This is a genomic window from Flavobacterium filum DSM 17961 (assembly GCF_000425465.1).
Taxonomy (GTDB): Bacteria; Bacteroidota; Bacteroidia; order Flavobacteriales; family Flavobacteriaceae; genus Flavobacterium; species Flavobacterium filum.
Window position 1 is genome coordinate 58,956 of sequence record NZ_AUDM01000015.1, and the last position, 23,459, is coordinate 82,414.

Here is a 23,459-nt window from a genome sequence, read left to right on the forward strand (position 1 = left end):
GGTAATTGGAAAAAAGATGAGTATTTTAAATGAAATAAAGCAACAGTACCGTATGGGTGGCGTAACAGAAAAGTTAATCTACCTTAATGTATTTTTATTTGCGATTCCGTGGGTGCTAACCGGAATATTATTTCTTTTTGGAATCAAATTTAATTTTACGCAGTTTATCAGTTTATCTTCAACTCCGGCTGATTTACTTTGGAAACCATGGTCGGTTTTGAGTTATGCTTTCTTCCATGCGGATATTTTTCATATTCTCTTTAATTTAATCATTTTCAATTTTGCCGGGCGTTTGTTTTTGACCTTTTTTACTCAAAAACAATTGTTGAGTTTGTATCTGATGGGAGCCATTTTTTCGGGATTAATATTTGTTATCAGTTACTTAATTTTTCCTGCCTTAATTAATCAAAATGCAACATTAATTGGTGCTTCAGGTGCTATAATGGCTGTTCTTTTTGCTACCACAACTTATGCTCCGTATATGCAAATTCGTTTGTTGCTGATAGGAACGGTTAAACTTTGGCATATCGCTTTGTTTTATTTAGTTATTGATTTAATTAGCCTTTCTTTTAGTAATGTGGGTGGACATATCGCACATCTTGGTGGTGCTTTGTTTGGGTATTTGTATAGTAGTCAGCTTAAAAAAGGAACAGATATTACTAAATCATTTACTTCATTTGTAGATGGTTTGGTTAATTTATTTAAGGGAAGAAAATCGACTCCTTTCAAGAAGGTACATAAGAATTCAACCTATTCAAAACCAAAACCTGTTGCAAAAGATAAAACACAACAGCAGATTGATGATATATTAGACAAAATCAGTAAGTCAGGTTATGAAAGTTTAACCAAAGAAGAAAAGGAATTTTTGTTTAAAGCCGGAAATAATAATTAGTTTCGTTGTATGAATAAGTTAGGCTGGTTTAATAAAGGAATATTTTATATCAATATTGTACTCACGATATTGACCTTTATGGCTTATATACTTCCTTTTTTGGCTCCCAAACTGTTTCCGTTATTATCTGTTTTTACGCTTTTTTTGCCATTAATGCTTATTTTGAATTTGTTATTTTTTGGTTATTGGTTACTTCAATTCAAACGCCAAATGTTGCTTTCCGGCGTAGTTTTATTATTAGGCATTACGTTTGTATCAAAATTTTATAAATTTTCGGAAACAAACTTACCCAAAGAAGAAAACGATTTTGTGGTGATGAGTTATAATGTCCGTTTGTTTAATTTGTATGATTGGATTAAACGAGAGGATGTAAGCGAACAAATTTCCGGTTTTATTAAAGAACAAACGCCTGATATTTTGTGTATTCAAGAATTTTCAAAGCGAAATGAAGTTGATTTTAGAATATATAAACATAAGTATATTTTTATTGAAGGTAAGAATACAAAATTGGGACAAGCTATTTTTTCTAAATATCCAATTGTAAATGAAGGTGTAATTCCGTTTCCAAATTCTACTAATAATGCCGTTTATGCAGATATAAAAAGAGGAAAAGATACGATTCGGGTGTACAGTATTCATCTACAATCTATTAAAATTACGCCGGACGTACACGAAATTGATGAGAACATTCAAGGTGTTTCTCAACATCAATCTAAACGCATCTTTAGACGTATGAGTAGTTCGTTTAAGCTTCAACAACAACAAGCCGAAATCATCAAAAAGCACAAATCAGATTGTAATTACCCTATTATTGTTTGTGGGGATATGAATAACAGCCCTTTTTCGTTTGTGTACAGAAGTATCAAAGGTGATTTAAACGATACTTTTGAAGAAGCCGGAAAAGGTTTTGGTACCACGTATAATTTTAAATATTATCCTGCTCGAATCGATTATATTTTTGCGGACAAACAGTTTAAAGTAAAACAATTTCAATCTTTTCCGAATTTTAAAAATTCAGACCACTTTCCGATAGTATCAAGGTTAGCTTTTGATAAAGAATAATTTATAAGGATTGTTTTTTAAGATAATCTAAAGCATATCTACCTTCGTTGAACAACAAATCTAAGATGCTTAAATTATTAATGAATCCATGTTTTTCAGCAAAAACTTGTTGATAGGGTTCACAAATGGTTGTGTCTTTTTTTCCATTTGCCAGATACCTAAAATCATTCACTTCTGACACTTCATGAAAATATTCAGCTGTGTATTCCGGTTGAAAAGCAATGCCTAAACACTGATTTACAATTTCGAATAGCTCAATATTCAAATCAAATAAAAAGGTGTGTTGCTTTTCAAAAATAGGGGCAATATCATCTTCAAAATATTCAAAAAATGGTGAGGTGCGATAAGCGGCTTCTAAGGTTTTAAAATGCTGCTTTTGCCAATTAAATGCAGGTTCAATTTTGATGTCTTTGTATTTTTGATGAGCAGTTTTGGAATGTTTTATCGGAATGTTCAACAATTGAATTCCATTCGGACTATAAATATACATTCTGTTCCGATTGGTTTGTTTTTGAAAATTGTCTTCCTTTTCAAACACCAATTCTTCTGCTTGAACAATTGCGGCATATTGACTAATTGACGGAAAATAAGTGGGATGTAAAAGGGTTTTCATAACCAATTATGCACTTTGTTTTTTCTTGCGTTTGCGGTAAAAACTATAACCATTCCATCCAATTAAAACAATTACAAAATAAATGAAATAGGATACCGGTTCGCCATTTCCACCAACAGTTGTAAACATTCTTTCCCATCTTATTTTATCTAAAGCTTTACTCCAGGGAACATTTTGATCTAGGCTTAACCAAATAAACACAGGTTTTCCAACAATGTGGTCAGAAGGAACAAATCCCCAGTAGCGACTATCTTCTGAGTTGTGACGATTATCACCCATCATCCAATAATAATCTAACTTGAATGTGTAGTCTTTCGCTACTTTACCGTTTATTCTAATTTCATCACCATTTACTTCTAATTTGTTTTTTTCATAATCAGAGATAATCATTTTGTAAAATGGTAGTGTTTCTTTGTTCAAAGCAACCGTTACACCAGCTTTAGGTATGTATAATGGCCCCATGTTATCACTGCTCCAATCTGGCTTTGTATGGGGAAAGATAGCAGTTGAACCTTCTGCAATATCATATTTTAGAGAAACTACTCTACTGTCTTTTTTTATTTCTTCTGCTAGTTCCTTCGTTAAATTTAAATAAGCAAATTTTGTAGAAACACCCATTTCTAATTTTTTAAAATCCTCTTCATCCAGTTGACCATCAACAGTAGCTTGAGTACTGTCTTTATAAACTTCAACAAGCTTTGAATTACTATTACCACTTGTTAAATAGTGTTTAATGGACGGAACATCCCAATATTTTCGATTGATAGTATAATAGTATCTAACTTCGGTGAGTTTATAGGTATTGATAAAATCACCTAGGTTATTATCTTTAAATTCAACTTTATAAAAATGTTGTAATTTTTGACGATCGTGCAATGGAAGAACTTTTCCATTTACATAAACAACTCCGTTTTTAATGGCCAGACTATCTCCCGGAATGCCAAGACATCTTTTTACGTAATTTGATTTTTTATCTAAAGGTTTATTAACACGTCTTCCTGAACGATCTCTAAATTGATAAACGGTATCTATAGGCCAATTAAACACTACAATATCATTTCTCTCAATACTTTCTATCCCCGGAAAACGGAAAGAAGGCAATTGTGGCCAACTTAAATACGATTTGTTTTTTGTTAACGGTATAGAATCATGTACCATTGGCAAACCAACTGCTGTTGTTGGAGTTCGGGCACCATAATGAAATTTACTTACAAATAAAAAGTCGCCAATAAGTAATGATTTTTCTAAGGAAGAAGTAGGAATGGTAAAGGGTTGCATAACATAAGTATGCACAGTAGTCGCCACAACAATAGCAAACAAAATTGAACTAATAAAATCAGCTGTTGGGTTTTTCGGATGAAGACTTCTGTCTTTTATATGATGAAGATCTTGTGAATAATTAAAATAATAGATAATAAAACCAAATGTAATGACAGCTAAAAATGTATCAAAGGCTGAATTTTTACCAAAACTTCTCATGGTTTCCACCCATATAACCGGAAACATGATTAAATTGACAATAGGAATAAAAAGCAAGAATGTCCACCACCAAGGGCGATTGATGATTTTCATCAAAACAATTGCATTATAAACCGGTACGGCGGCTTCCCATGATTTTCTTCCTGCTGCTTTATATAATTTCCAAGTTCCTAAATAGTGGATAATTTGAACAACCAAAAAGAGAATAAACCATTGATATAAAGTCATTTTTGTATATTTTTAATTTGATAATTATTACATTTAACAAGCAATTAGTACCTAAAAAAGGTTTAATGTTACGCTAAAAAGGTTCATTTTATTTTAAATCCAAAACATCTTTCATGGTAAATACCCCTTTTTTACCTACAATCCATTCTGCTGCTATAACAGCACCAAAAGCAAATCCTTCTCGATTGTGAGCAATATGTTTGATTTCAATAGTGTCAACAACAGATTGATAAAAAACACTATGAGTTCCCGGAACGGCATCAATTCGTTTCACATCAATAAATACATCATCCGGTGTTGGATTTTCAATACTCCAACTGTTTTTTGATGTATGATTGATGATTGCATTTGCAAGCGAAATAGCTGTTCCACTTGGTTTATCTAATTTTTGAGTGTGATGAATTTCTTCCATAGAAACATCATATTGCGAAAATTTAGCCATCATTTTAGCTAAATAATCATTCAACTCAAAAAATAAATTTACCCCTAAACTAAAGTTTGAACCATAAATAAAAGCACCATTGTTTTCTTTACAAAGATTGACCATTTTATGATAATCATTTAGCCAACCAGTAGTGCCGGAAACGATTGGAGTATTATTTTTCAGACAAGCGGTAATGTTTTGCACCGCAGCATCAGGAATGCTAAAATCAATGGCAACATCTGCATTGTTTAAACCCTCAAAAGAGTCTTGACTACTTTTTTTAAGCACAATTTCATGACCTCTTTCCAAAGCAATTTTTTCAATTACTTTACCCATTTTTCCATATCCGAGCAGTGCAATTTTCATTAGAACTTAAAATTTAATACGATACCAACATTGTGTTTATTATTGAAGTCATTTTGATAGATATCCGGACGAACAGATAAATTATCATTTACATTGAATTGTAACAAATGAGCATCAACATTGGCATCAATTATATTCAAAACATAGAATCCTAACATCACAACCAACGAAATGTCACGGTTTCTTTGGTAAGTTCGTTGAGCATTTATCAACACATTATTAGAATAAATTCCAAAATATTCATCATCTGTATAACCTTCTAATCTTCGTTTGTAGATGTTTCGAAATTCTTTATAGTTTTTATTGTTTTGATTGTAGAAATAATAACCAATTGCTATTCCTCCATAAACGATTGGAATTTTCCAATATTTTTTGTTGTATGCTTGACCTAAACCGGGTAAAATTGCAGAATAAAATGCTGCTTTTGATGGTGCAAGCGGATCAATAGGTTTGTATTGAATAGAATCTGTTTTGCTATTAAATTCTTCAATCTGAACTTGAGAATAGGAGGAATGTATTCCTAATAGTAGAAATACAATCACAACTATTTGTTTTACTTTCAACACTATCCTTTGATTAATGCGATGATTCGTTGAAAATCGGCTTCAGATTTAAACGGAATAGTGATTTTACCTTTTCCGTTGGCATCTATTTTTACATCTACTTTTGAACCTAAAACGGTACCGATTTCTTTTTTATCTGAATCAGAAATTACAAAAGCAGAAGCAGATTTGCTTGCTTTTCCGGTTTTGGGTTTTAAACCTTCTTGATAATTTTTCACTAAGGTTTCAGTATCGCGAACAGAAAGATTCTGACTGATGATTTTGTGGTAAATGTCTGATTGAGCATCTTCGTCTTCAATGTTAATCAATGCTCGACCATGACCCATTGAAATAAATCCATCCCGAATTCCGGTTTGAATAATCGGGTCTAATTTCAACAAACGAAGATAATTGGCAATAGTAGAGCGTTTTTTACCCACTTTATCGCTCATTTGTTCTTGCGTTAACTGAATTTCATCAATTAAACGTTGATACGAAAGTGCAATTTCAATTGGGTCTAAATCATGACGTTGGATGTTTTCTACCAAAGCCATCACTAGCGACTCGTTGTCGTTGGCAATTCTGATATATGAAGGAATAACAGTTAAACCGGCCATTTTAGAAGCACGGAGTCTTCGTTCACCCGATATTAACTGGTATTTGTTGAATTCTAATTTTCTAACGGTAATGGGTTGAATAACACCTAGTTCTTTGATAGATGTTGCTAATTCCTGAAGCGTTTCTTCGTTAAAATTGCTTCTGGGCTGAAACGGATTTATTTCAATGGCCTCAATGTCAAGCTCAATAATATTTCCAACCACTTTATCGGCATTTTTGTCATTTACCGATTTGATGTCGTTTTCCGGGTCTTTCAATAAAGCCGATAATCCTCTTCCTAAGGCTTGTTTTTTTGTGGCTTGTGTCATAAAATCCTAGCTATTTTTTTTGATAATTTCTTCTGCTAAACTCAAATAATTGTTAGCACCTTTGCTGGTTGCATCAAAATTAATGATGCTTTCGCCAAAACTTGGAGCTTCACTTAATTTCACATTTCGTTGAATGATGGTTGAAAAAACCATATCATTAAAATGCTTCTGAACTTCTTCCACCACTTGGTTAGATAAACGCAAACGGGAATCGTACATGGTTAATAATAATCCTTCTATATCCAAATCCGGATTGTGTAATTTTTGAACACTTTTGATGGTGTTTAATAATTTTCCTAAACCTTCCAAGGCAAAATATTCGCATTGAATCGGAATCACCACGCTATCGGCGGCGGTCAAAGCATTCAAGGTCAATAATCCCAAAGAAGGAGCACAATCAATCAAAATATAATCATAGTCATCTTTAATCGATGCCAATGCTTCTTTGAGCATATATTCACGATTTTCTTTGTCAACCAATTCAATTTCAATAGCCACCAAATCAATGTGAGCCGGAATAACATCAACGTTGGGAGCAGAGCATTTTACGACTGCTTCTGCAGGAGAATTGCTATGTTCCAATACTTGATAGGAGCCAATAGAAACCGTATCCACATCAATTCCCAACCCTGAACTGGCATTCGCTTGAGGGTCAGCATCAATTAGTAATACTTTTTTTTCTAAAACACCTAATGAGGCGGCTAAATTCACTGTAGTAGTAGTTTTACCAACGCCTCCTTTTTGATTCGCAATTGCAATAATTTTGCCCATTGATTCGATTAAATTTGAGCCGTAAAATTACGATTATTTATGGGTTTTTCAAGTTCAAGTTGTTAACAAATGTTAATTGTTTTATGTACAATTAATTAGCTGAAAACCGATGGATTTTATTTGCTTTTTTTGGCTTTAATCATGGCTTCCAACATATCCCACATTTGCTCGGGAATTTGTTCTAATAAATTGAATTGACCAGCTCCTTTTAACCATTCGCCACCATCAATTGTTATTACGTCTCCGTTAATATAAGCTGAAAAGTCAGAAACTAAAAATGCCGCCAAATTGGCTAATTCTTGATGATCGCCTACTCGGTTTAATGGAACTTTTTTAGCCATATCAAATTTTTCGGCTAAATCGCCCGGCAACAATCTATCCCAAGCTCCTTTGGTTGGAAATGGTCCCGGAGCAATGGCATTACTTCGAATTCCATATTTTGCCCATTCTACAGCTAAACTTCTGGTCATCGCCAAAACGCCGGCTTTTGCAGTGGCACTTGGCACAACATAAGCAGAACCTGTCCAAGCATACGTTGTAACAATATTCAAAATGGTTGATGATTCTTGCTTGGAATCAATCCAATGTTTTCCGAAAGCTAAGGTGCAATTTTTTGTTCCTTTTAGCACAATATCAATGATTGTATCGAACGCATTGGCCGATAATCGTTCAGTTGGAGAAATGAAATTTCCGGCTGCATTATTCAATAAAACATCTACTTTTCCAAAATTTTTTAGGACTTCTTGAAGCATTTCTTCCACTTGTTCATAATGGCGAACATCGCATTGCAAAGGCAAACATGTTCCTCCGGTTTCTTTTTCTAATTCGGCAGCGGTGGTTTTTAATTTGTCTAAATCTCTGGAAGTAATGGCAACTTTTGCACCCAATTCTAAAAAGTATTTGGTCATCGCTTTTCCGAGTCCGCTACCGCCACCGGTAACAACAATTACTTTGCCTTCTAAGGCATTATCACGAAGCATTTTTGCTGAAAAATTCATAGTCTTTTATTATAAGTGTTGTTAATCCAAATTTTAAAGATAGGGTCAATAAATTCAATTTTTTTTTCAAAAACGTCAATAATTTCTTTTTGAATGAGTGCTTCTTTTGAGCGGTTAACGCTTGCAGAAGAACTTAAATTATATTTTTTTATTGTTTTTTTACTACTCAATTCTTTTTCATCTGCTGCCAAAGCTTTCAAAAGATTGAGTTGTAAGTTTGATAGTCCATCAACTTCTCTGCTAAAAAACAGTTCATATTGAAGCAGAAGTTTATCTAATCCGTTTTCAATATCCTCTTTCGAACATGCTTTGTTAACTTCTAACCAAACCGCATTTGCTAATTGTTGCACAAAATACGAATGATTTTCCACTTTTTGAGTCAAAAATTCTGCTAATTCTATGGAAATATTTTTTTTGGTAGATTTGAATTTTTCGATAATGTATTCTTGCCAATGATGTGTTTCAATCTTTGAAAGTAAAATTACTTCACCAAATTTGTAAAACGGCATCGATTTGTTTTCAAAAAGTTCTGCCATCATGTGCCGTTTGCTACCATATAAAACATAACTACAATTTTGATGTTTTTGCCATGTTGCTCTGGCTTTTTTCTGAAAACTTAACGGATCATCAAAAAATGACAGGTTTTGAAATTCATCCAAACAAATAACAAGTTGAATGTTTTTGGCTTTAGAAACAACTTCCGGTAAATCTAAAATTTCTTGTTGATTTTTTGAGATGTTATCCCAGTCAAATGATATTGAAAACTCTTGATTAGGGTCTAAACCAAAACTAAATTTTGGTATGATTTGCTTGAAAAATAATTTTGCGTTTTCAACTCGCTCATCCCATTTTGAATAACTTGCTTTTAAAATTTCAGTCGCAAAATAGTTGTAAAATTCCTCCTCATTTCTAACGTTGTATAAATCGATAAAGCAAAATTTGATTTTTTTTTCCTCTTTTGCCATGCTTCGGGCAATTTTTGAAACCAATGACGACTTACCCCAGCGTCTGGGTGAGATAAGTGTAAGATTAATTTTTGATTTAATGTTTCGTTTTAAAAAATCTAATTCACTTGTTCTGTTGACAAAAAAATCATCATCAATTATTTTTCCGTATTTGAATGGTAAGTTCATTTTTAATGAATTGAATTACAAACTTACGACTTATTTAATAACTAACAAAATTGTAACTAACAAAATTGTAACTAACAAAATTGTAACTAACAAAATTGTTACATTATTTTTTGCTTCAATTTTATTAATCTCTCCGCGGCTTTCATCAACATTTCATCATCTTTTGCAAAACAGAAACGGATGCGTTTTAAATCGGTTTGATTGCCATAAAATACTGAAAGAGGAATTGTTGCCACACCAAATTCGGTCACTAATCGTTTCGTGAAATCCAAATCATTTTCATCTGAAATGTTTTGATACGATGCGGTTTGAAAATAAGTTCCTTCGCAAGGTAGCAAGTCAAAAGCTGTTTCATTTAAAAGGTTTTGAAAGAGATTCCTTTTCTGAAGATATAATTCAGCCACTTCCTTTACATCAAAAACAGTCAAGTATTCATTAATGGAAGCTTGAGCCAAACTATTCACACTAAATACTAAGTATTGATGTACTTTTTTGACTTCTTTTAGAAAATTTTCAGGAGCAATTAAATAACCAATTTTCCATCCGGTTAAGTGAAGTGTTTTCCCGAAGGATGAAACAATTAAGCTTCTGTCTTTTAATTTTTCTCTTGTATTAATGGAAATATGTTTGTTTTCAAACGTAATGAATTCATATACTTCGTCTGATAAAATCAATAGATTGGGGTACTTTTCGATGATTTTTTCGAGTTGAATAAAATCATTTTCTGTCCAAATTTTTCCGGACGGATTGTGTGGATTATTCAAAATCAACATTCGAGTTTTCGTTGATAAATGCTGACTAATAGCTTCAAAATCGGGAGAATAATCTTCTTTTAACGCAATCCGAATGGGTTTGGCATTACTCAAAATGATTGGCATTTCATAACAATCATAACTTGGGTCGAGAATGATGATTTCGTCTTGCGGTTGCACAAATGCTTGAATGGCAGCAAAAATCGCTTCGGTTGCTCCGGCTGTGATTAAAATTTCGGATGACGGATTCACTTTTCGTTGATAATGATCCGATGTTAACTGAGCAATTTTTTCCAATAGTGGTGGATAACCAGCCATTGGAGCATATTGATGAATGTCGGTTTTGGCCAAACAAGCCACAATTTCTGACATTCGAACATCAATCGGAAAATTCGGAAAACCTTGCGAGAGATTTATCGCTTGATAATCAGTTGCCATTTTAGACATGACGGTGAAAATACTTATTGGAGTGTTGGGGAGTTTTGACATTACATTATTTTTTACCATATAAGTCATATAAGAAACAATTTAATCAAAAGCTTATATGGCTTATATGTTTAAATTTAATAAATTTTCTTCACAAAATTTCGTTTTAAAAGTGAATACACAACCGAATCCCAAAATTTCCCATCCCAATATTCATTTTCCAGAAAATGAGCTTCTTTCACAAATCCATTTTTTTCTAAAACTATACCGGAAACATGGTTTTCAGGATCAACCACTGCTTCAACCGAATGAAAATTCAGCACATTGAAACCATAGTCTAAAACCAAGTTGATGGCTTCGCTCACAATACCTTTTCCTTGGTAATCCGGCAAAAGCATATAGCCAATTTCCGATCGGTAATTTTCGGTTTGAATGCGGTAATGACCAATCACCCCTAATAATTTCGGATTTCCTTTTAACGTAATGGCCCAATTGATACCGGTGTTGTTTTCAATTTTTTCGGTAATCATCGCAATGTGTTCCATTGCCATTTCGGGAGAAGTTGCCAACGGTCGCGGAATAAATTTCATCGTTTCGGGATTACCGCGAAGTTCCATTACTTCGTTGACATCATCAACAGTAACCGCTCTTAACAACAAACGATCGGATTCGAGGATTGGGAATGGGGTGAAGGAGAGGGTGAGCATTTTGTTTGTTTTTGTAAATATATGAAATCTCTTTAAACCTGACAGGTTTCAAAAACCTGTCAGGTTTAAATCCCTAAAAATGATTCAATAGCAAAACAATCCACTTTTTCCGTATGAATACTTTTAAAATTTTCTAAACCATTGAATAGTTCCATTACTTTTTCTCTTTGAAGTTTTGTTGGCTTTTCTGAAACACAAGATAAGTATGAACTCCAAGGGTATTCTAACGGATGCTCACATATTCTGTGGTGAACAGGATTATTATGAATGTATGAAATGACATTTTGAAAATAGTTATCATAATCGATTTGCTTTCTTCTAAAAGGTCTTTCAAACAAAGAACCGTGACGATTATGCCATTTATTATAAGCTTTGGTGTAAGCATTAAATAAATTTGAAAATGTTTGTGAAGGCAAGACTTTCTTGGTTGAAGTAATTTCCTCAATTTCTTTAATTCTAACTAAAAAGTGGAAATGATTTTTCATTAAACACCAAGCATAGGTTTCTGCAATCGGATTAATGTGTTCATCGTAAAGATTAAGAAAATGCTGGAAGTTCGATTTCTCTTTAAAGAGAATATCACTGTTAATACCTCTGTTGTATATATGGTAGTATTTACCATATTTTAACGGTTGAATCATATCTGTATGGCTTTTAATTTATTAGGCTAAAATAAAAAAAACTTCTAATAAAGTATTTTATTTTTTGAAAAATTTTAACGGTTTAATTTGTTAAACCTGACAGGTTTCAAAAACCTGTCAGGTTTACGTATCAAAACTATTCCACCGTTACACTTACTTTTTATACTTCTTTTCAGAAACAATTTCAACCACTTTGAGTTCTTTTGCAAATAATTCAATCAAATTCTTTAACGTTTTACCCGCTTTTGTTCGCTCGTTTATTTTGATGGTGATTGTTGTTATTGATTTTTGGTTGTGATATGAATTAAGGGAGTTTTTTGTTTGGTATTGAATGAGAAATTCCTATAAAAAAACACCAACCTCTCAGTCAGTGTTTTATAAAAATCTATATTTCTGTCTACTGTGACTGCGACTGAAAACTACTCCTCCATCAAAACCTCCAAAATACTAATCGCCGCCTCACTAATCTTCGTTCCGGGTCCAAAAACGGCAACCGCTCCGGCATCAAACAAAAATTGGTAATCTTGTGCAGGAATCACGCCACCAACTATAACCATAATGTCTTCACGACCGTATTTTTTGAGTTCTTCAATCACTTGCGGAACCAAGGTTTTGTGTCCGGCTGCTAAAGACGAAACGCCTAAAATATGCACGTCGTTTTCCACAGCTTGTTTGGCGGCTTCTTGTGGGGTTTGAAAAAGTGGACCAATATCCACATCAAAACCTACATCGGCATAACCGGTTGCCACTACTTTTGCACCACGATCGTGACCGTCTTGTCCCATTTTGGCAATCATAATACGAGGACGACGACCTTCTTTCTTGGCAAAAGCATCGGCTAATTGTTTCGCTTTTTCAAAGCTTTCGTCGTTTTTGATTTCTTTACTATACACGCCGCTAAAAGTTCTAATTTGTGCTTTATATCGTCCGAAAACGGCTTCTAAGGCATCACTGATTTCGCCAAGAGTTGCTCTGTTTCGGGCTGCTTCTACGGCTAAAGATAATAAATTTTCCTGACCTGATTTTGCAGATTCAGTCAATTTGGCTAAACTTGCTTTTACTTTTTCCGTATCACGAGTGGATTTTATTTGTGCCAATCGTTCCAATTGTTGTTTGCGTACCATTTCGTTATCCACATCCAAAATCATCAACGGATCTTCTTTCTCCAAACGGTATTTGTTTACGCCAACAATAATATCTTGTCCGCTGTCAATTCTCGCTTGCTTTCTGGCTGCAGCTTCTTCAATTCGCAATTTCGGAATTCCGGCTTCAATGGCTTTGGTCATGCCGCCTAATTCTTCCACTTCTTCAATCAAAGCCCATGCTTTTTTGGCAATTTCATCGGTCAAACTTTCTACATAATAACTTCCTGCCCACGGGTCAACCGTTTTGCAGATTTTCGTTTCTTCTTGCAAAAAGATTTGCGTATTTCGTGCAATTCGAGCAGAGAAATCGGTTGGTAAGGCAATCGCTTCATCCAATGCATTGGTGTGTAATGATTGCGTTCCGCCAAAAGCTGCTGCTGCGGCTTCAATGCATGTTCGAGCTACATTGTTAAACGGATCTTGTTCGGTTAAACTCCAACCCGAAGTTTGACAATGCGTTCGTAACGCTAATGATTTTTCATCTTTCGGATTGAATCGTTTGAGCAATTTTGCCCATAACATTCGACCCGCACGCATTTTGGCGATTTCCATAAAATGATTCATCCCAATTGCCCAGAAAAACGAAAGGCGAGGAGCAAAAGTGTCAATATCCATTCCGGCTGCTAATCCGGTTCGGATGTATTCTAAACCATCGGCTAAGGTATAAGCCAATTCAATATCGGCAGTAGCTCCGGCTTCTTGCATATGATAACCCGAAATCGAAATCGAATTGAATTTAGGCATATTTTTACTCGTATATTCAAAAATATCGGCAATAATTTTCATCGAAGGAGTAGGTGGATAGATGTACGTATTTCGCACCATAAACTCTTTCAAAATATCATTTTGAATGGTTCCCGAAAGTAAATGTGGAGCCACGCCTTGTTCTTCAGCAGCCACAATATAAAAAGCCATAATTGGTAAAACAGCACCGTTCATGGTCATGGAAACCGACATTTCACCAAGCGGAATTTGATCGAACAAAACCTTCATATCTTCCACCGAATCGATAGCAACTCCGGCTTTTCCCACATCACCCACCACACGTTCATGATCAGAATCATATCCTCGGTGTGTGGCTAAATCAAATGCAACTGAAAGTCCTTTTTGACCTGCAGCTAAATTTCTTCGGTAAAACGCATTACTTTCTTCGGCTGTGGAAAATCCAGCATACTGACGAATGGTCCACGGTCGGCGAACGTACATAGTAGCATAAGGACCACGCAGATTAGGAGCAAATCCGGCACCAAAATCAAGATGTTTCAAATCCTTCACATCCTCTTTTGAGTAGAATGATTTGAGTTCGATGTTTTCGGCGGTTTGAAAGTTATCTGTTTGAGGTTTTTCTATATTCTGATTTCTACCTTCTAATTTTATATGTTGGATGTTTTTTCTCATGATAATTTTTCTGAAGATAAACGTTCCTGCTCCAATTTCTCAGCCAATCGTCTTTCAATAATCGGTGTAATCAATGTTTTTCTCGGATTGGTTTTCACAAAAGGAAACAGCTCTAAGTCATTGGCCATTTTGTCATTTTTGTTCGGATATTTGTTGGTTCCCAACAAAACTTCTTTTCCGGAATCAAATAAATCTTGTTCTTTTTGAGCACTTTCATTGATTTTTCGTTGAATCGTTCCTTCAATTAATTGAGTAATGAATCCGCCATTGGCCTCAATATCTTTAAACAGAGTCAAGGCTTTTTCGGCTAATTGTTCGGTTAGACTTTCAATATAATAAGCTCCGTCAGATGGATTATTAACCTCATTAAAATAACTTTCGTGTTTTAAAACCAATAATTGATTGCGGGAAATTCGATCTCCAAATTCATTGTCTTTGTGATAAATAGCATCATAAGCCAAATTAGAAACCGCATTGGCTCCGCCCAAAATAGCACTCATACATTCGGTTGTGGTGCGAAGCATGTTGACGTTGTAATCGTATAATGTTTTGTTGCGTTTGGTTGGCGTAACAACAATATGACAATCAAAAGTATGATTATATTCTTTTGCCAACGCATTAAAAAGTAAACGTAAAGCTCTCAATTTAGCAATTTCAAAAAAGTAATTGGTGCCAACTGAAACTTCAAATGTAATGGGCGATGAAATGTTTTCAATCCGATTGAAATATTCATTCACATGTGCTAAAGAATAAGCCAATTGCTGAATGATATTCGCTCCTGCATTTTGATACAAATCGGTTTTGCAACTTAAAAATGGAATGTTTAATCCAGAAATTAAATTTAGCTCACTAAAATCTTTTTCTAACGAAGTAAACCAATTTCCATCTTTTGCCAATTGACCAACTGGATCTTGTAAAACAACAATTTTGTAATCATTTTGAATCGAAAAAGCACCAACTTTTTTAACAAATTCAGCAGAAAGAAATAATAAATTAAAGTAATACGTTACATTTTCTTTCGGAAGATTCATCATTAATTCATCCAACAAAATCGCTTCACTTTCAATCGTAAACCGTATAGATTCCGCACCTCTTTGTAAAGAATCAATTGCTCTTTCATTCGATTTTTTTACATCATGAACATAAATATTCTGAACAATGTTAAATCCATCAGAACCCGATGTTTCAAAATTAAAATCATTTTCATCGCTGTGATAAAAGGGTTTTACTTTAATGCCTTCCGGACTTTCCCAAACCAACGTTTCATTGTAGTCTGCACCTTTGAGTTCAAACTGAATTTGTTGTTTCCACTGCTTTGTAGAAACAGGTTCAAACTCTTTAAATAATTCTTTTGCCATAATTTATAGCGATTTGTTGTTTTCTTCTTCTTTTGGAAGTATATCTTCCTCAAATTCTATGATATAAATATCTTCACTATCTCGTTTCATATAGTATTTTTCACGAGCGTATTTTTCAATTTGATCAGGATTATTGAGGCGTTTAATGTCTAGACAATCTTTTTTAATTTCGTCTTGGTAGTATTCTTTGTTGGTTTCCAATTCATCGAGCTCTTCATTCAAAACACGATGTTCCAGATAGGAATAATTATCTAAAAAAAGCATCCATACCGCAAAAAAAAGAAATACAAAAACATATCGATTTCCGACATATTTAAACCAAGGATATTTTTCTTTTAAGCGTTGAATAAATTTCATAATTATAATATACGTTGATTGATAACGGCTCTTACAACATCAATTGCCACTGTATTATATTTGTCATTTGGAATAATAATATCAGCAAAAGCCTTGGTGGGTTCGATAAATTGTTGATGCATCGGTTTCAACGTGTTTTGATAACGATTTAAAACTTCTTCCATATCTCGACCACGTTCAGCAATATCACGTTTTAATCTGCGAATTAGGCGTTCATCAGAATCGGCATGCACAAAAATTTTAATATCAAACATATCCCTAAGTTCCGGATTGGCTAAAATTAAAATTCCTTCAACTATCATTACTTTCCTTGGATGAGTCATAATTGTATCATCCGTTCGATTGTGGGTGACAAAAGAATAAACAGGTTGTTCAATAATTTTACCGGCTTTTAATTCTCTTAAATGTTGAACCAATAAATCAAAGTCAATCGCTCTTGGGTGATCAAAATTAATCTTTGTTCGTTCTTCATAACTTAAATTGTGCGTTTCTTTATAATAAGAATCTTGTGAAATAATGCCCACTTCAGTTTCCGGAAGTTCGTTCATAATTTGATGTACAACCGTGGTTTTCCCACTTCCTGTGCCACCTGCAATGCCAATAATCAACATGTTTTTTTTCGTTTGTTTAAGTGTAACAAAGTTAAAAATTATAAATGCAGAAATATTGTTTTTTCATTATTAATTTTTAAAAATGTTTACACATTATATTTGGCTTAAATTTATTTGTTTTAGATATAATTAACTAGCATGACGATACAGAAATCAAAAAATCCCTCTCACAAAGTGAAAAGGATTTTGGTGGTCGGAGTGGCAGGATTATTTCATGAACCTGAATATAGGAAATGTTGCTCGCCAAAATCCTTAGAGCTTCGCACAGCGTTATTTTTTGTTTTCAAACCTTACAAGCAAGCTTGACGGTTCTAAAAACAAAATATCCCTCTCACAAAGTGAAAAGGATTTTGGTGGTCGGGGTGGCAGGATTCGAACCTGCGGCCTCCTGCTCCCAAAGCAGGCGCGATAACCGGGCTACGCTACACCCCGCATTCAATGCTTGAATGAGGGTGCAAATATAGTACTATAATTAGTTTTACCAAACCAATTTTTAAATAAAATTAGGTTATTCAAAAATTATTAAAACTAATCAACAATTAAGTAATCTTTTTTATTTAAAACTTACATTTGCAATCAAATTTAGAAATCAATATTATGTCTGATACAATCGAAAAAGTTAAGTGCTTAATTATAGGTTCAGGACCAGCGGGTTACACAGCTGCCATTTATGCTGCAAGAGCCAATATGTTTCCTGTTTTGTACCAAGGAACGCAACCGGGAGGACAATTAACTACCACCAATGAAGTTGAAAATTTTCCGGGTTATCCTGATGGTGTAACCGGACCGGAAATGATGATTCAATTGCAAGAACAAGCCAAACGTTTTGGAACTGATATTCGTGATGGGTGGGCAACCAAAGTTGATTTTTCCGGACCTATTCATAAAGTTTGGGTAAACGATACAAAAGAAATTCATTGTGAAACGGTGATAATTTCCACCGGAGCATCTGCAAAATATTTAGGATTGCCATCAGAACAACATTACCTTCAAATGGGGGGTGGTGTTTCAGCTTGTGCGGTTTGTGACGGATTTTTCTACAGAGGTCAAGAAGTTGTAATTGTTGGAGCAGGAGATTCAGCTTGTGAAGAAGCTCATTACTTATCAAAATTGTGTAAAAAAGTGACCATGTTAGTGCGTAGCGAAAAATTCCGTGCTTCCAGAATTATGGAAGAGCGAGTTCGCAAAACGAAAAACATTGAGATATTATTAAATACAGAAACTGTTGAAGTAAAAGGAGACGGTCAAGTAGTTAGCTCTGTTTTGGTGAAAGAAAGAACAACCGGAAAAGAAACTGAAATCCCTGCTACAGGATTTTTTGTTGCCATTGGTCATAAACCAAATACGGATATTTTTGCGGATTATCTTGACTTAGATGAAACAGGTTATATTAAAAATGTTCCGGGAAGAGCATTGACTAATGTAGAAGGTGTTTTTGTTGCAGGAGATGCTGCCGACCACGTTTACAGACAAGCGATTACTGCTGCCGGAACTGGCTGTATGGCGGCTTTGGATGCAGAACGTTATCTTGCGAGTAAAGAATAAGTTGAAAAAATAAAAACAAAAAAATCCAACTGAAGAGTTGGATTTTTTTTATTTGAGTAGTTTTTTGTTTAAGGATGATTCGTCTGCAAAGCGTTTGATTTCAATGGTTGCATTTCCATATAAGTTAGTTTCAGACTTACCGGAAGATTCTAACGTTAATTTATCTGATACTTGAATGTGGCTTTTAGCTGAACTTTCTATTACTAAAACTGCTGTTTTTGTGGCTAGATTTTTTCCTGTAAAAGTGGTACTATTATCCATTCTAAGATTACAACTATTTACATCACCTTCAATGGTAGCAGTTGCTTTTTGATACATATCACATTTAAAATTAGATGAACGAATCAATGCTTTTACATTGGTATTTTTACTTAATTCAAACAAAATATCATCTGATTTTATGTTTATTTCCACTTTTGATTTATCATTTGCAATCAAGGTAAAATTATCACAATCAGCATTTAAAAATAATCGGGCATCATCATAACATTTAAAGGTTGCTTGATTTAGTTTTAAATCTGACAACGCTGTAACTTTTGCTTCCCCTTTTGCAATCAGCATTTTAAATTGGTCAGTATAGGTTATTCTTACACTTGTTTTTTTTGCACCTGAAATAGCATGCATCAATCCGACTCTCAAAGTTGTTCCACTTAATTTAATGTCAAATGATTCATGCGTATTATCATCAGCTTCAATTTCTACATTAGGTTGATCACCTTTAATAATGAATACATCTATTTCATCTTCAATTTCAATATTTTCAAAATTACTTATCTCTTTTTGGGTGATAGTTACAATTTTAGAAGCTTTAATTTTTTCTTTTTTTTGTGACCATACAATAGTGCTTAGTAAAAGAAAAGTGAACAAAAGGATACTTTTTTTCATTTTAGATTGGGTTAATGAAGCAAATATAAAAAAAACATCCCGATTTTGTCGGGATGTTTTTAACTAATCTATTAATAAATTTTTAATTTAACTTAACTGAACCACCTGATGAAGTTGCCTTTGTTATCGTTTTTGGGTTGTTATAATATTTAATATCACTTCCACTTGAGGCTTTTGCATCTAAACTTACAATAGGGTGAACTTTTATTCCACTACCACTAGAAGATTTTGCCGTTACTTCATTTGAAAGTAAATTTTCTGCATCAATATCGCTACCACTTGATGATTCAGCTATTAAATTTAATGTTTTGCCATCAATTTCAATTTCACTGCCGCTACTTGTTTCACAAATAGTTTTTTCTGATTCAACAGTCAAATTAATTTCAGCTCCACTTGAAGCTTTGGCATCAATTGATTTGACAACTAGTTTGTTTTTACTGTTTATTGAAGATCCACTTGACGCTCTTAAATTTTCCACATTCGGCATCGAAACATATACTTTTCTTGATTTACTAAACTTAACACTTTTTTCGATGCTAATCTTTAAAATTCCGTCAGATATGTCAGTTGTAATATATTCAATAATATTTTTATCTGCTTCAACAACTATTGATTTAACATCTTCTTGAGTAATATATACATCAATGCCTTTTGAAACTTCAATATTTGTAAATTCTCCTGAAACAGGACGATTCTCTTTAATTATATTTCCATCTCCTTTAATGTTATCACCTAGGTCTAATGAAAATTGACAGGAGTTCATCAATATTGATAAAAGAACAACAATGATGGTTCTGGTAATGTAAACAATTAACTTGATCATGATTAGTTAGTTTTAATGATTATACCTTCCTTGTTTATTTCGAGTCCTTTGAAATCTTTGTTTTTAATTTCTTTATTTTTTTCTTCTATGAGTATTCCGTCTCGGTTAATTGTTACAGATGTTGATGATGAATCACTCGAAACATCATTGTACTCATTTTCTTCAACCGGACAATTTATACATTTAACTTGCTCTTTAGTTATTATATAAATGTATTGGTCAGAACTGTAATGTAAATTAAAAAATGAATTGTTAGATGAATCAAAGCGTTGAACAGAACTATCAGGCTTAATGTAAGTACCTTGTGGCATGTATAAATACAATTCAACTTCTTGGTTTCTATATTTGTTTTTTAAATCGGTAATAAAAAAGTTGTCTAAAATTAATTTATTTTTCTCAAATTTATAGGAATAATTTATTTTTTCTGCTCTTTTCTTTGCTTCAGAATTTGATTTTCCCTCTGCTTTTCGTTCAATTTGAAGATATGGCATTGGCTCATCAGTATAAAGAATTTCTAAACTAATCTCATTTGAATAAATGATGTCATTGCCGTTTTCATCTTGGGTTACCTCAAATTCATTGTGATGAAAATCTTTTGCATAGTAATCATTAAATTTAAATTGAATTTCTAATGTGTCTGTTGGTGAAATGGTTAACGTTTCTTTTTCTACAATTTTACCGTTGTAAGCAATTTCAGTTGCTTGTTTGAGGCCAAATGCAATTAAAGTACCAACTGAAATTATCCATAATGCTAGTAAGGTATATTTTGCAATATTTCCAATTGATTTCATGTTAGTTATCAATAATTTTAATCCCAAAATCATCAAAAAGAAAAACGGAATACCAATTGCAAATATACTTAATAAGACAACTAACCAAATTGGAAATTCGCTCACAATAACGGCGTCATAATAACTTTGCCATGGCATATCTACAAATGTAGTTGAGCCAAAAGTAAAGCCTCCAATTAAGATACTTCCTAGCATAAAAATTGAGATGATTAAAATTAATGCTCCAATAAATTTGGCAAAGACACTAAAAATAGTCATGAATATTTCTCCAATAGCAGACCCAACTCTTTCAGCTCCTGTTTTTGCCGCACTTCCTACTTTAGTATAATCGGCATTTTCTATTTTCTCTGAAATATTCGAAAATTCCTCACGTACTTTTTTTTCAATATTACTCAAATTCACCGGCTCTCCTGTCATTTGTAGTTTTTCAGCGGTAGTTTGAGCTTTAGGAATTAAAACCCATAGTAATAGATAAAGTAAGATTGGTGAGCCAACTCCGGCAATTACGATAAAAACCAACAATAATCTTATCCATAAAGAATCTACACCAAAGTAATGACCTAAACCTGCACAAACTCCTCCTAAAATGTTTTTATCAATATCACGATAAAGTTTTTTATTGGTTTTTGTGCTTGTGTCAGTGAAATTGGATTGACTTGATTCACCTTCTTCTTCAATTCTATAATCTTCTGGTTGACCCATAATGGCAATCATGGCATCAACATCTTTCAGATTAATTACATTTTTATCAGAATCTTTATGCTCACTGAAAATTTCAGAAATTCTTACTTCTATATCTTTCATAATTTCATCTTGACCAGAAGAATTAGAAAGTGAACGTTTTATAGCATCAAAATAGCGATTTAATTTTTGATATGCATCTTCATCAATGTGAAAGAAGAGACCGCCTAAATTTATATTTACTGTTTTGTTCATGACTTTAGTTTTGGTTAGTTATGGTGTTTACGGCGTTGGATAATTCTGTCCAAGTACCATTGAGTTCATTTAAAAATTGTTTTCCTATTTCTGTCAGAGCATAATATTTTCTTGGTGGCCCTGATGTTGATTCTTCCCAGCGATAATTGAGTAGTCCGTCATTTTTAAGTCGAGTGAGCAGTGGATAAACCGTGCCTTCTACGACCAATAGTTTTGCGTTTTTTAAGGTATCTAATATTTCAGAGGTGTAGGCTTCTTTTTCTTTTAAGACCGATAAGATACAGAACTCTAAAACACCTTTTCGCATCTGTGCTTTTGTGTTTTCAATATTCATAATTCATGATAAGATTTTTAGTTTAACTGATTCGTTTTTTGATTTGATTAATTGCCTTTCAGCGATGATTGATTGATGATTGAAACTCTATTTTATAAATTTTATGGTAAATGGATAATTGTATATTGTGCCCTCATTGGCTTTAACAGTTCCTATAACAACTAAAATAAATTCCGCAATTGTCCAAATTCCAACCACTATAGCAGTAATAATACCTAGCGTGATTAAATCTACTGGAATTACATCTCCGCCTGCATTTTCAATTTTAATATAGTTAACAATGGAACCGATAAAAAAGATTCCTAATACAATAGCTATAATAATGCTATACGTTAATATGCTCAAATGAAAATTCACTACAGATTTACCATTTTCATTTACATATTCGGATTCATGTTTTTTTTGTTGCCATATGATTAATGGAACTACAATTCCGGCAAACGGAATTAAATACTTAGCAAATGCACTCAAATGCAATAATGCTGCTGTTGTTTTTTCGTTTTGTGCTGTCATAATTTAAAGTGTATAATAATATCCTATGCAAATATATGTCTAAAAGAAGGTATTGTGTTACGCATAGTACTTATATTTAACAAAATATTAACAATATTGATTTAATTGAAAAATATTATATTTACATCAAAATTCAGTATCCATGAGGTTTTCAGCTTTTAATATCAATGTTTTTCTTTTTTTTAAATTACCATCTGCTTTTTGGTGTGGTGTTCGGGTAAAGTCAATAAATGATAAGGAATGTGTGGTAACTGTGAAACATCGATGGTTCAACCAAAACCCTTTTAATTCCATGTATTTTGCTGTTCAAGCTATGGCGGCAGAACTCACGACTGGTGCTTTGGTAATGGGAAAAATTAAAGAAAGCGGCAAAAATATATCCATGTTAGTAGCTAATAACAATGGAAATTTTACCAAAAAGGCTCGTGGTAGAATAACATATATATGTAGCGAAGGCTCTCTTATTGATCAAGCCATTAAAAAAGCAATTGAAACCGATGAAGGACAAACATTTTGGATGAAATCCATTGGAACTGATGAAAAAGGAGACCAAGTTGCGGAACTTAACTTTGAATGGAGTGTTAGATTAAAGTAATTTTCAGAAGCTTCATCCCGCTTTTCGTTACAAGTCCGTTTGATGGGCTTGGTTCGGCTAAGCTTTACCAAGAGCTTCCTTTGGTCGCTTTGGTAAATCAAGTCTCACACAAGCCCATCAATCCGGGCTTTTCACTACAATCGGGGCTAGGGTAGCAGAAGTAAAAAGAAGTTTCAGGTTTCAACCAATATCAATTGATTACCAAACC

24 protein-coding genes and 1 tRNA gene are annotated in these 23,459 nt (G+C 33.5%); 4 read left to right on the forward strand and 21 right to left on the reverse strand.

Annotated elements, in window-relative coordinates; translation table 11 throughout:
- The first annotated feature begins 16 nt into the window (after positions 1 to 16).
- Together H601_RS0110385 and H601_RS0110390 are read left to right on the forward strand one after the other, a co-directional pair.
- Positions 17 to 892: a rhomboid family intramembrane serine protease gene (locus H601_RS0110385; RefSeq protein WP_026711462.1), complete on the forward strand. Its 876-nt coding sequence runs from the start codon at positions 17 to 19 to the stop codon at positions 890 to 892.
- Positions 893 to 901: 9 nt separating this feature from the next.
- On the forward strand, positions 902 to 1,954 hold the full coding sequence (locus H601_RS0110390; RefSeq protein ID WP_026711463.1) for an endonuclease/exonuclease/phosphatase family protein: 1,053 nt from the start codon (positions 902 to 904) through the stop codon (positions 1,952 to 1,954).
- Between the two features lies 1 nt (position 1,955).
- Here the strand turns inward: H601_RS0110390 and H601_RS0110395 are convergent, their stop codons facing one another.
- The 16 genes from H601_RS0110395 to H601_RS0110475 all read right to left on the reverse strand — a co-directional run bounded on the left by H601_RS0110395 (position 1,956) and on the right by H601_RS0110475 (position 17,261).
- Entirely contained in the window at positions 1,956 to 2,567 is a 612-nt protein-coding gene (locus H601_RS0110395; protein ID WP_026711464.1) for a WbqC family protein, read from the reverse strand.
- 6 nt (positions 2,568 to 2,573) lie between these two features.
- Positions 2,574 to 4,274, reverse strand: a complete 1,701-nt coding sequence (lepB, locus tag H601_RS0110400) for a signal peptidase I (protein ID WP_026711465.1) — start codon at positions 4,272 to 4,274, stop codon at positions 2,574 to 2,576.
- Between the two features lie 88 nt (positions 4,275 to 4,362).
- Positions 4,363 to 5,064 (reverse strand): 4-hydroxy-tetrahydrodipicolinate reductase, encoded by a 702-nt coding sequence (dapB, locus tag H601_RS0110405; RefSeq protein ID WP_026711466.1) that lies wholly within the window; start codon positions 5,062 to 5,064, stop codon positions 4,363 to 4,365.
- Positions 5,064 to 5,627 (reverse strand): DUF5683 domain-containing protein, encoded by a 564-nt coding sequence (locus H601_RS0110410; RefSeq protein WP_051220723.1) that lies wholly within the window; start codon positions 5,625 to 5,627, stop codon positions 5,064 to 5,066. The genes dapB and H601_RS0110410 overlap by 1 nt, the downstream gene beginning before the upstream one ends.
- 2 nt (positions 5,628 to 5,629) lie before the next feature.
- On the reverse strand, positions 5,630 to 6,532 hold the full coding sequence (locus H601_RS0110415) for a ParB/RepB/Spo0J family partition protein (protein ID WP_026711468.1): 903 nt from the start codon (positions 6,530 to 6,532) through the stop codon (positions 5,630 to 5,632).
- A gap of 6 nt (positions 6,533 to 6,538) precedes the next feature.
- The gene (locus H601_RS0110420; RefSeq protein WP_026711469.1) at positions 6,539 to 7,303 is read right to left on the reverse strand and encodes a ParA family protein; all 765 of its coding nucleotides are present in this window, start codon (positions 7,301 to 7,303) and stop codon (positions 6,539 to 6,541) included.
- Between the two features lie 116 nt (positions 7,304 to 7,419).
- A complete protein-coding gene (locus H601_RS0110425) occupies positions 7,420 to 8,301 on the reverse strand; it encodes an SDR family oxidoreductase (protein WP_026711470.1) in 882 nt (293 codons plus the stop codon).
- Positions 8,298 to 9,434: an AAA family ATPase gene (locus H601_RS0110430; RefSeq protein ID WP_026711471.1), complete on the reverse strand. Its 1,137-nt coding sequence runs from the start codon at positions 9,432 to 9,434 to the stop codon at positions 8,298 to 8,300. Before H601_RS0110430 ends, H601_RS0110425 begins: the two co-directional genes overlap by 4 nt.
- 98 nt (positions 9,435 to 9,532) lie before the next feature.
- On the reverse strand, positions 9,533 to 10,675 hold the full coding sequence (locus tag H601_RS0110435; RefSeq protein ID WP_026711472.1) for a methionine aminotransferase: 1,143 nt from the start codon (positions 10,673 to 10,675) through the stop codon (positions 9,533 to 9,535).
- Positions 10,676 to 10,749: 74 nt separating this feature from the next.
- Entirely contained in the window at positions 10,750 to 11,319 is a 570-nt protein-coding gene (locus tag H601_RS0110440; protein ID WP_026711473.1) for a GNAT family N-acetyltransferase, read from the reverse strand.
- 65 nt (positions 11,320 to 11,384) lie between these two features.
- On the reverse strand, positions 11,385 to 11,960 hold the full coding sequence (locus H601_RS0110445; protein WP_026711474.1) for a transposase: 576 nt from the start codon (positions 11,958 to 11,960) through the stop codon (positions 11,385 to 11,387).
- 419 nt (positions 11,961 to 12,379) lie between these two features.
- Positions 12,380 to 14,503: a methylmalonyl-CoA mutase gene (gene scpA / locus H601_RS0110455; RefSeq protein WP_156900387.1), complete on the reverse strand. Its 2,124-nt coding sequence runs from the start codon at positions 14,501 to 14,503 to the stop codon at positions 12,380 to 12,382.
- Entirely contained in the window at positions 14,500 to 15,861 is a 1,362-nt protein-coding gene (locus tag H601_RS0110460; RefSeq protein ID WP_026711476.1) for a methylmalonyl-CoA mutase subunit beta, read from the reverse strand. The genes scpA and H601_RS0110460 overlap by 4 nt, the downstream gene beginning before the upstream one ends.
- A gap of 3 nt (positions 15,862 to 15,864) precedes the next feature.
- On the reverse strand, positions 15,865 to 16,218 hold the full coding sequence (locus H601_RS0110465; RefSeq protein WP_026711477.1) for an FtsB family cell division protein: 354 nt from the start codon (positions 16,216 to 16,218) through the stop codon (positions 15,865 to 15,867).
- 2 nt (positions 16,219 to 16,220) lie between these two features.
- Positions 16,221 to 16,829, reverse strand: a complete 609-nt coding sequence (gene udk / locus H601_RS0110470; protein WP_026711478.1) for a uridine kinase — start codon at positions 16,827 to 16,829, stop codon at positions 16,221 to 16,223.
- A gap of 354 nt (positions 16,830 to 17,183) precedes the next feature.
- A tRNA-Pro gene (locus H601_RS0110475) sits at positions 17,184 to 17,261 on the reverse strand.
- A 165-nt stretch (positions 17,262 to 17,426) separates the two neighbouring features.
- Between H601_RS0110475 and trxB the strand changes: the two genes are divergently transcribed.
- Positions 17,427 to 18,374: a thioredoxin-disulfide reductase gene (trxB, locus tag H601_RS0110480; protein WP_026711479.1), complete on the forward strand. Its 948-nt coding sequence runs from the start codon at positions 17,427 to 17,429 to the stop codon at positions 18,372 to 18,374.
- A gap of 48 nt (positions 18,375 to 18,422) precedes the next feature.
- On the opposite strand, the gene H601_RS0110485 is transcribed toward trxB, so the two are convergent.
- The 5 genes from H601_RS0110485 to H601_RS0110505 form a co-directional block, all read right to left on the reverse strand.
- The gene (locus tag H601_RS0110485; RefSeq protein WP_026711480.1) at positions 18,423 to 19,259 is read right to left on the reverse strand and encodes a GIN domain-containing protein; all 837 of its coding nucleotides are present in this window, start codon (positions 19,257 to 19,259) and stop codon (positions 18,423 to 18,425) included.
- Between the two features lie 82 nt (positions 19,260 to 19,341).
- Entirely contained in the window at positions 19,342 to 20,082 is a 741-nt protein-coding gene (locus H601_RS0110490) for a head GIN domain-containing protein (protein WP_026711481.1), read from the reverse strand.
- 2 nt (positions 20,083 to 20,084) lie between these two features.
- A complete protein-coding gene (locus tag H601_RS0110495) occupies positions 20,085 to 21,809 on the reverse strand; it encodes a PspC domain-containing protein (RefSeq protein ID WP_026711482.1) in 1,725 nt (574 codons plus the stop codon).
- A 4-nt stretch (positions 21,810 to 21,813) separates the two neighbouring features.
- Positions 21,814 to 22,143 carry a PadR family transcriptional regulator gene (locus H601_RS0110500; protein ID WP_026711483.1) on the reverse strand — a complete coding sequence of 110 codons (330 nt, stop codon included), beginning with the start codon at positions 22,141 to 22,143 and terminating at the stop codon, positions 21,814 to 21,816.
- An 87-nt stretch (positions 22,144 to 22,230) separates the two neighbouring features.
- A complete protein-coding gene (locus tag H601_RS0110505) occupies positions 22,231 to 22,656 on the reverse strand; it encodes a DUF4870 domain-containing protein (protein WP_026711484.1) in 426 nt (141 codons plus the stop codon).
- Between the two features lie 142 nt (positions 22,657 to 22,798).
- On the opposite strand from H601_RS0110505, the gene H601_RS0110510 reads away from it, so the two are divergent.
- Positions 22,799 to 23,251: a DUF4442 domain-containing protein gene (locus H601_RS0110510; protein WP_026711485.1), complete on the forward strand. Its 453-nt coding sequence runs from the start codon at positions 22,799 to 22,801 to the stop codon at positions 23,249 to 23,251.
- The last annotated feature ends 208 nt before the right edge of the window (positions 23,252 to 23,459 follow it).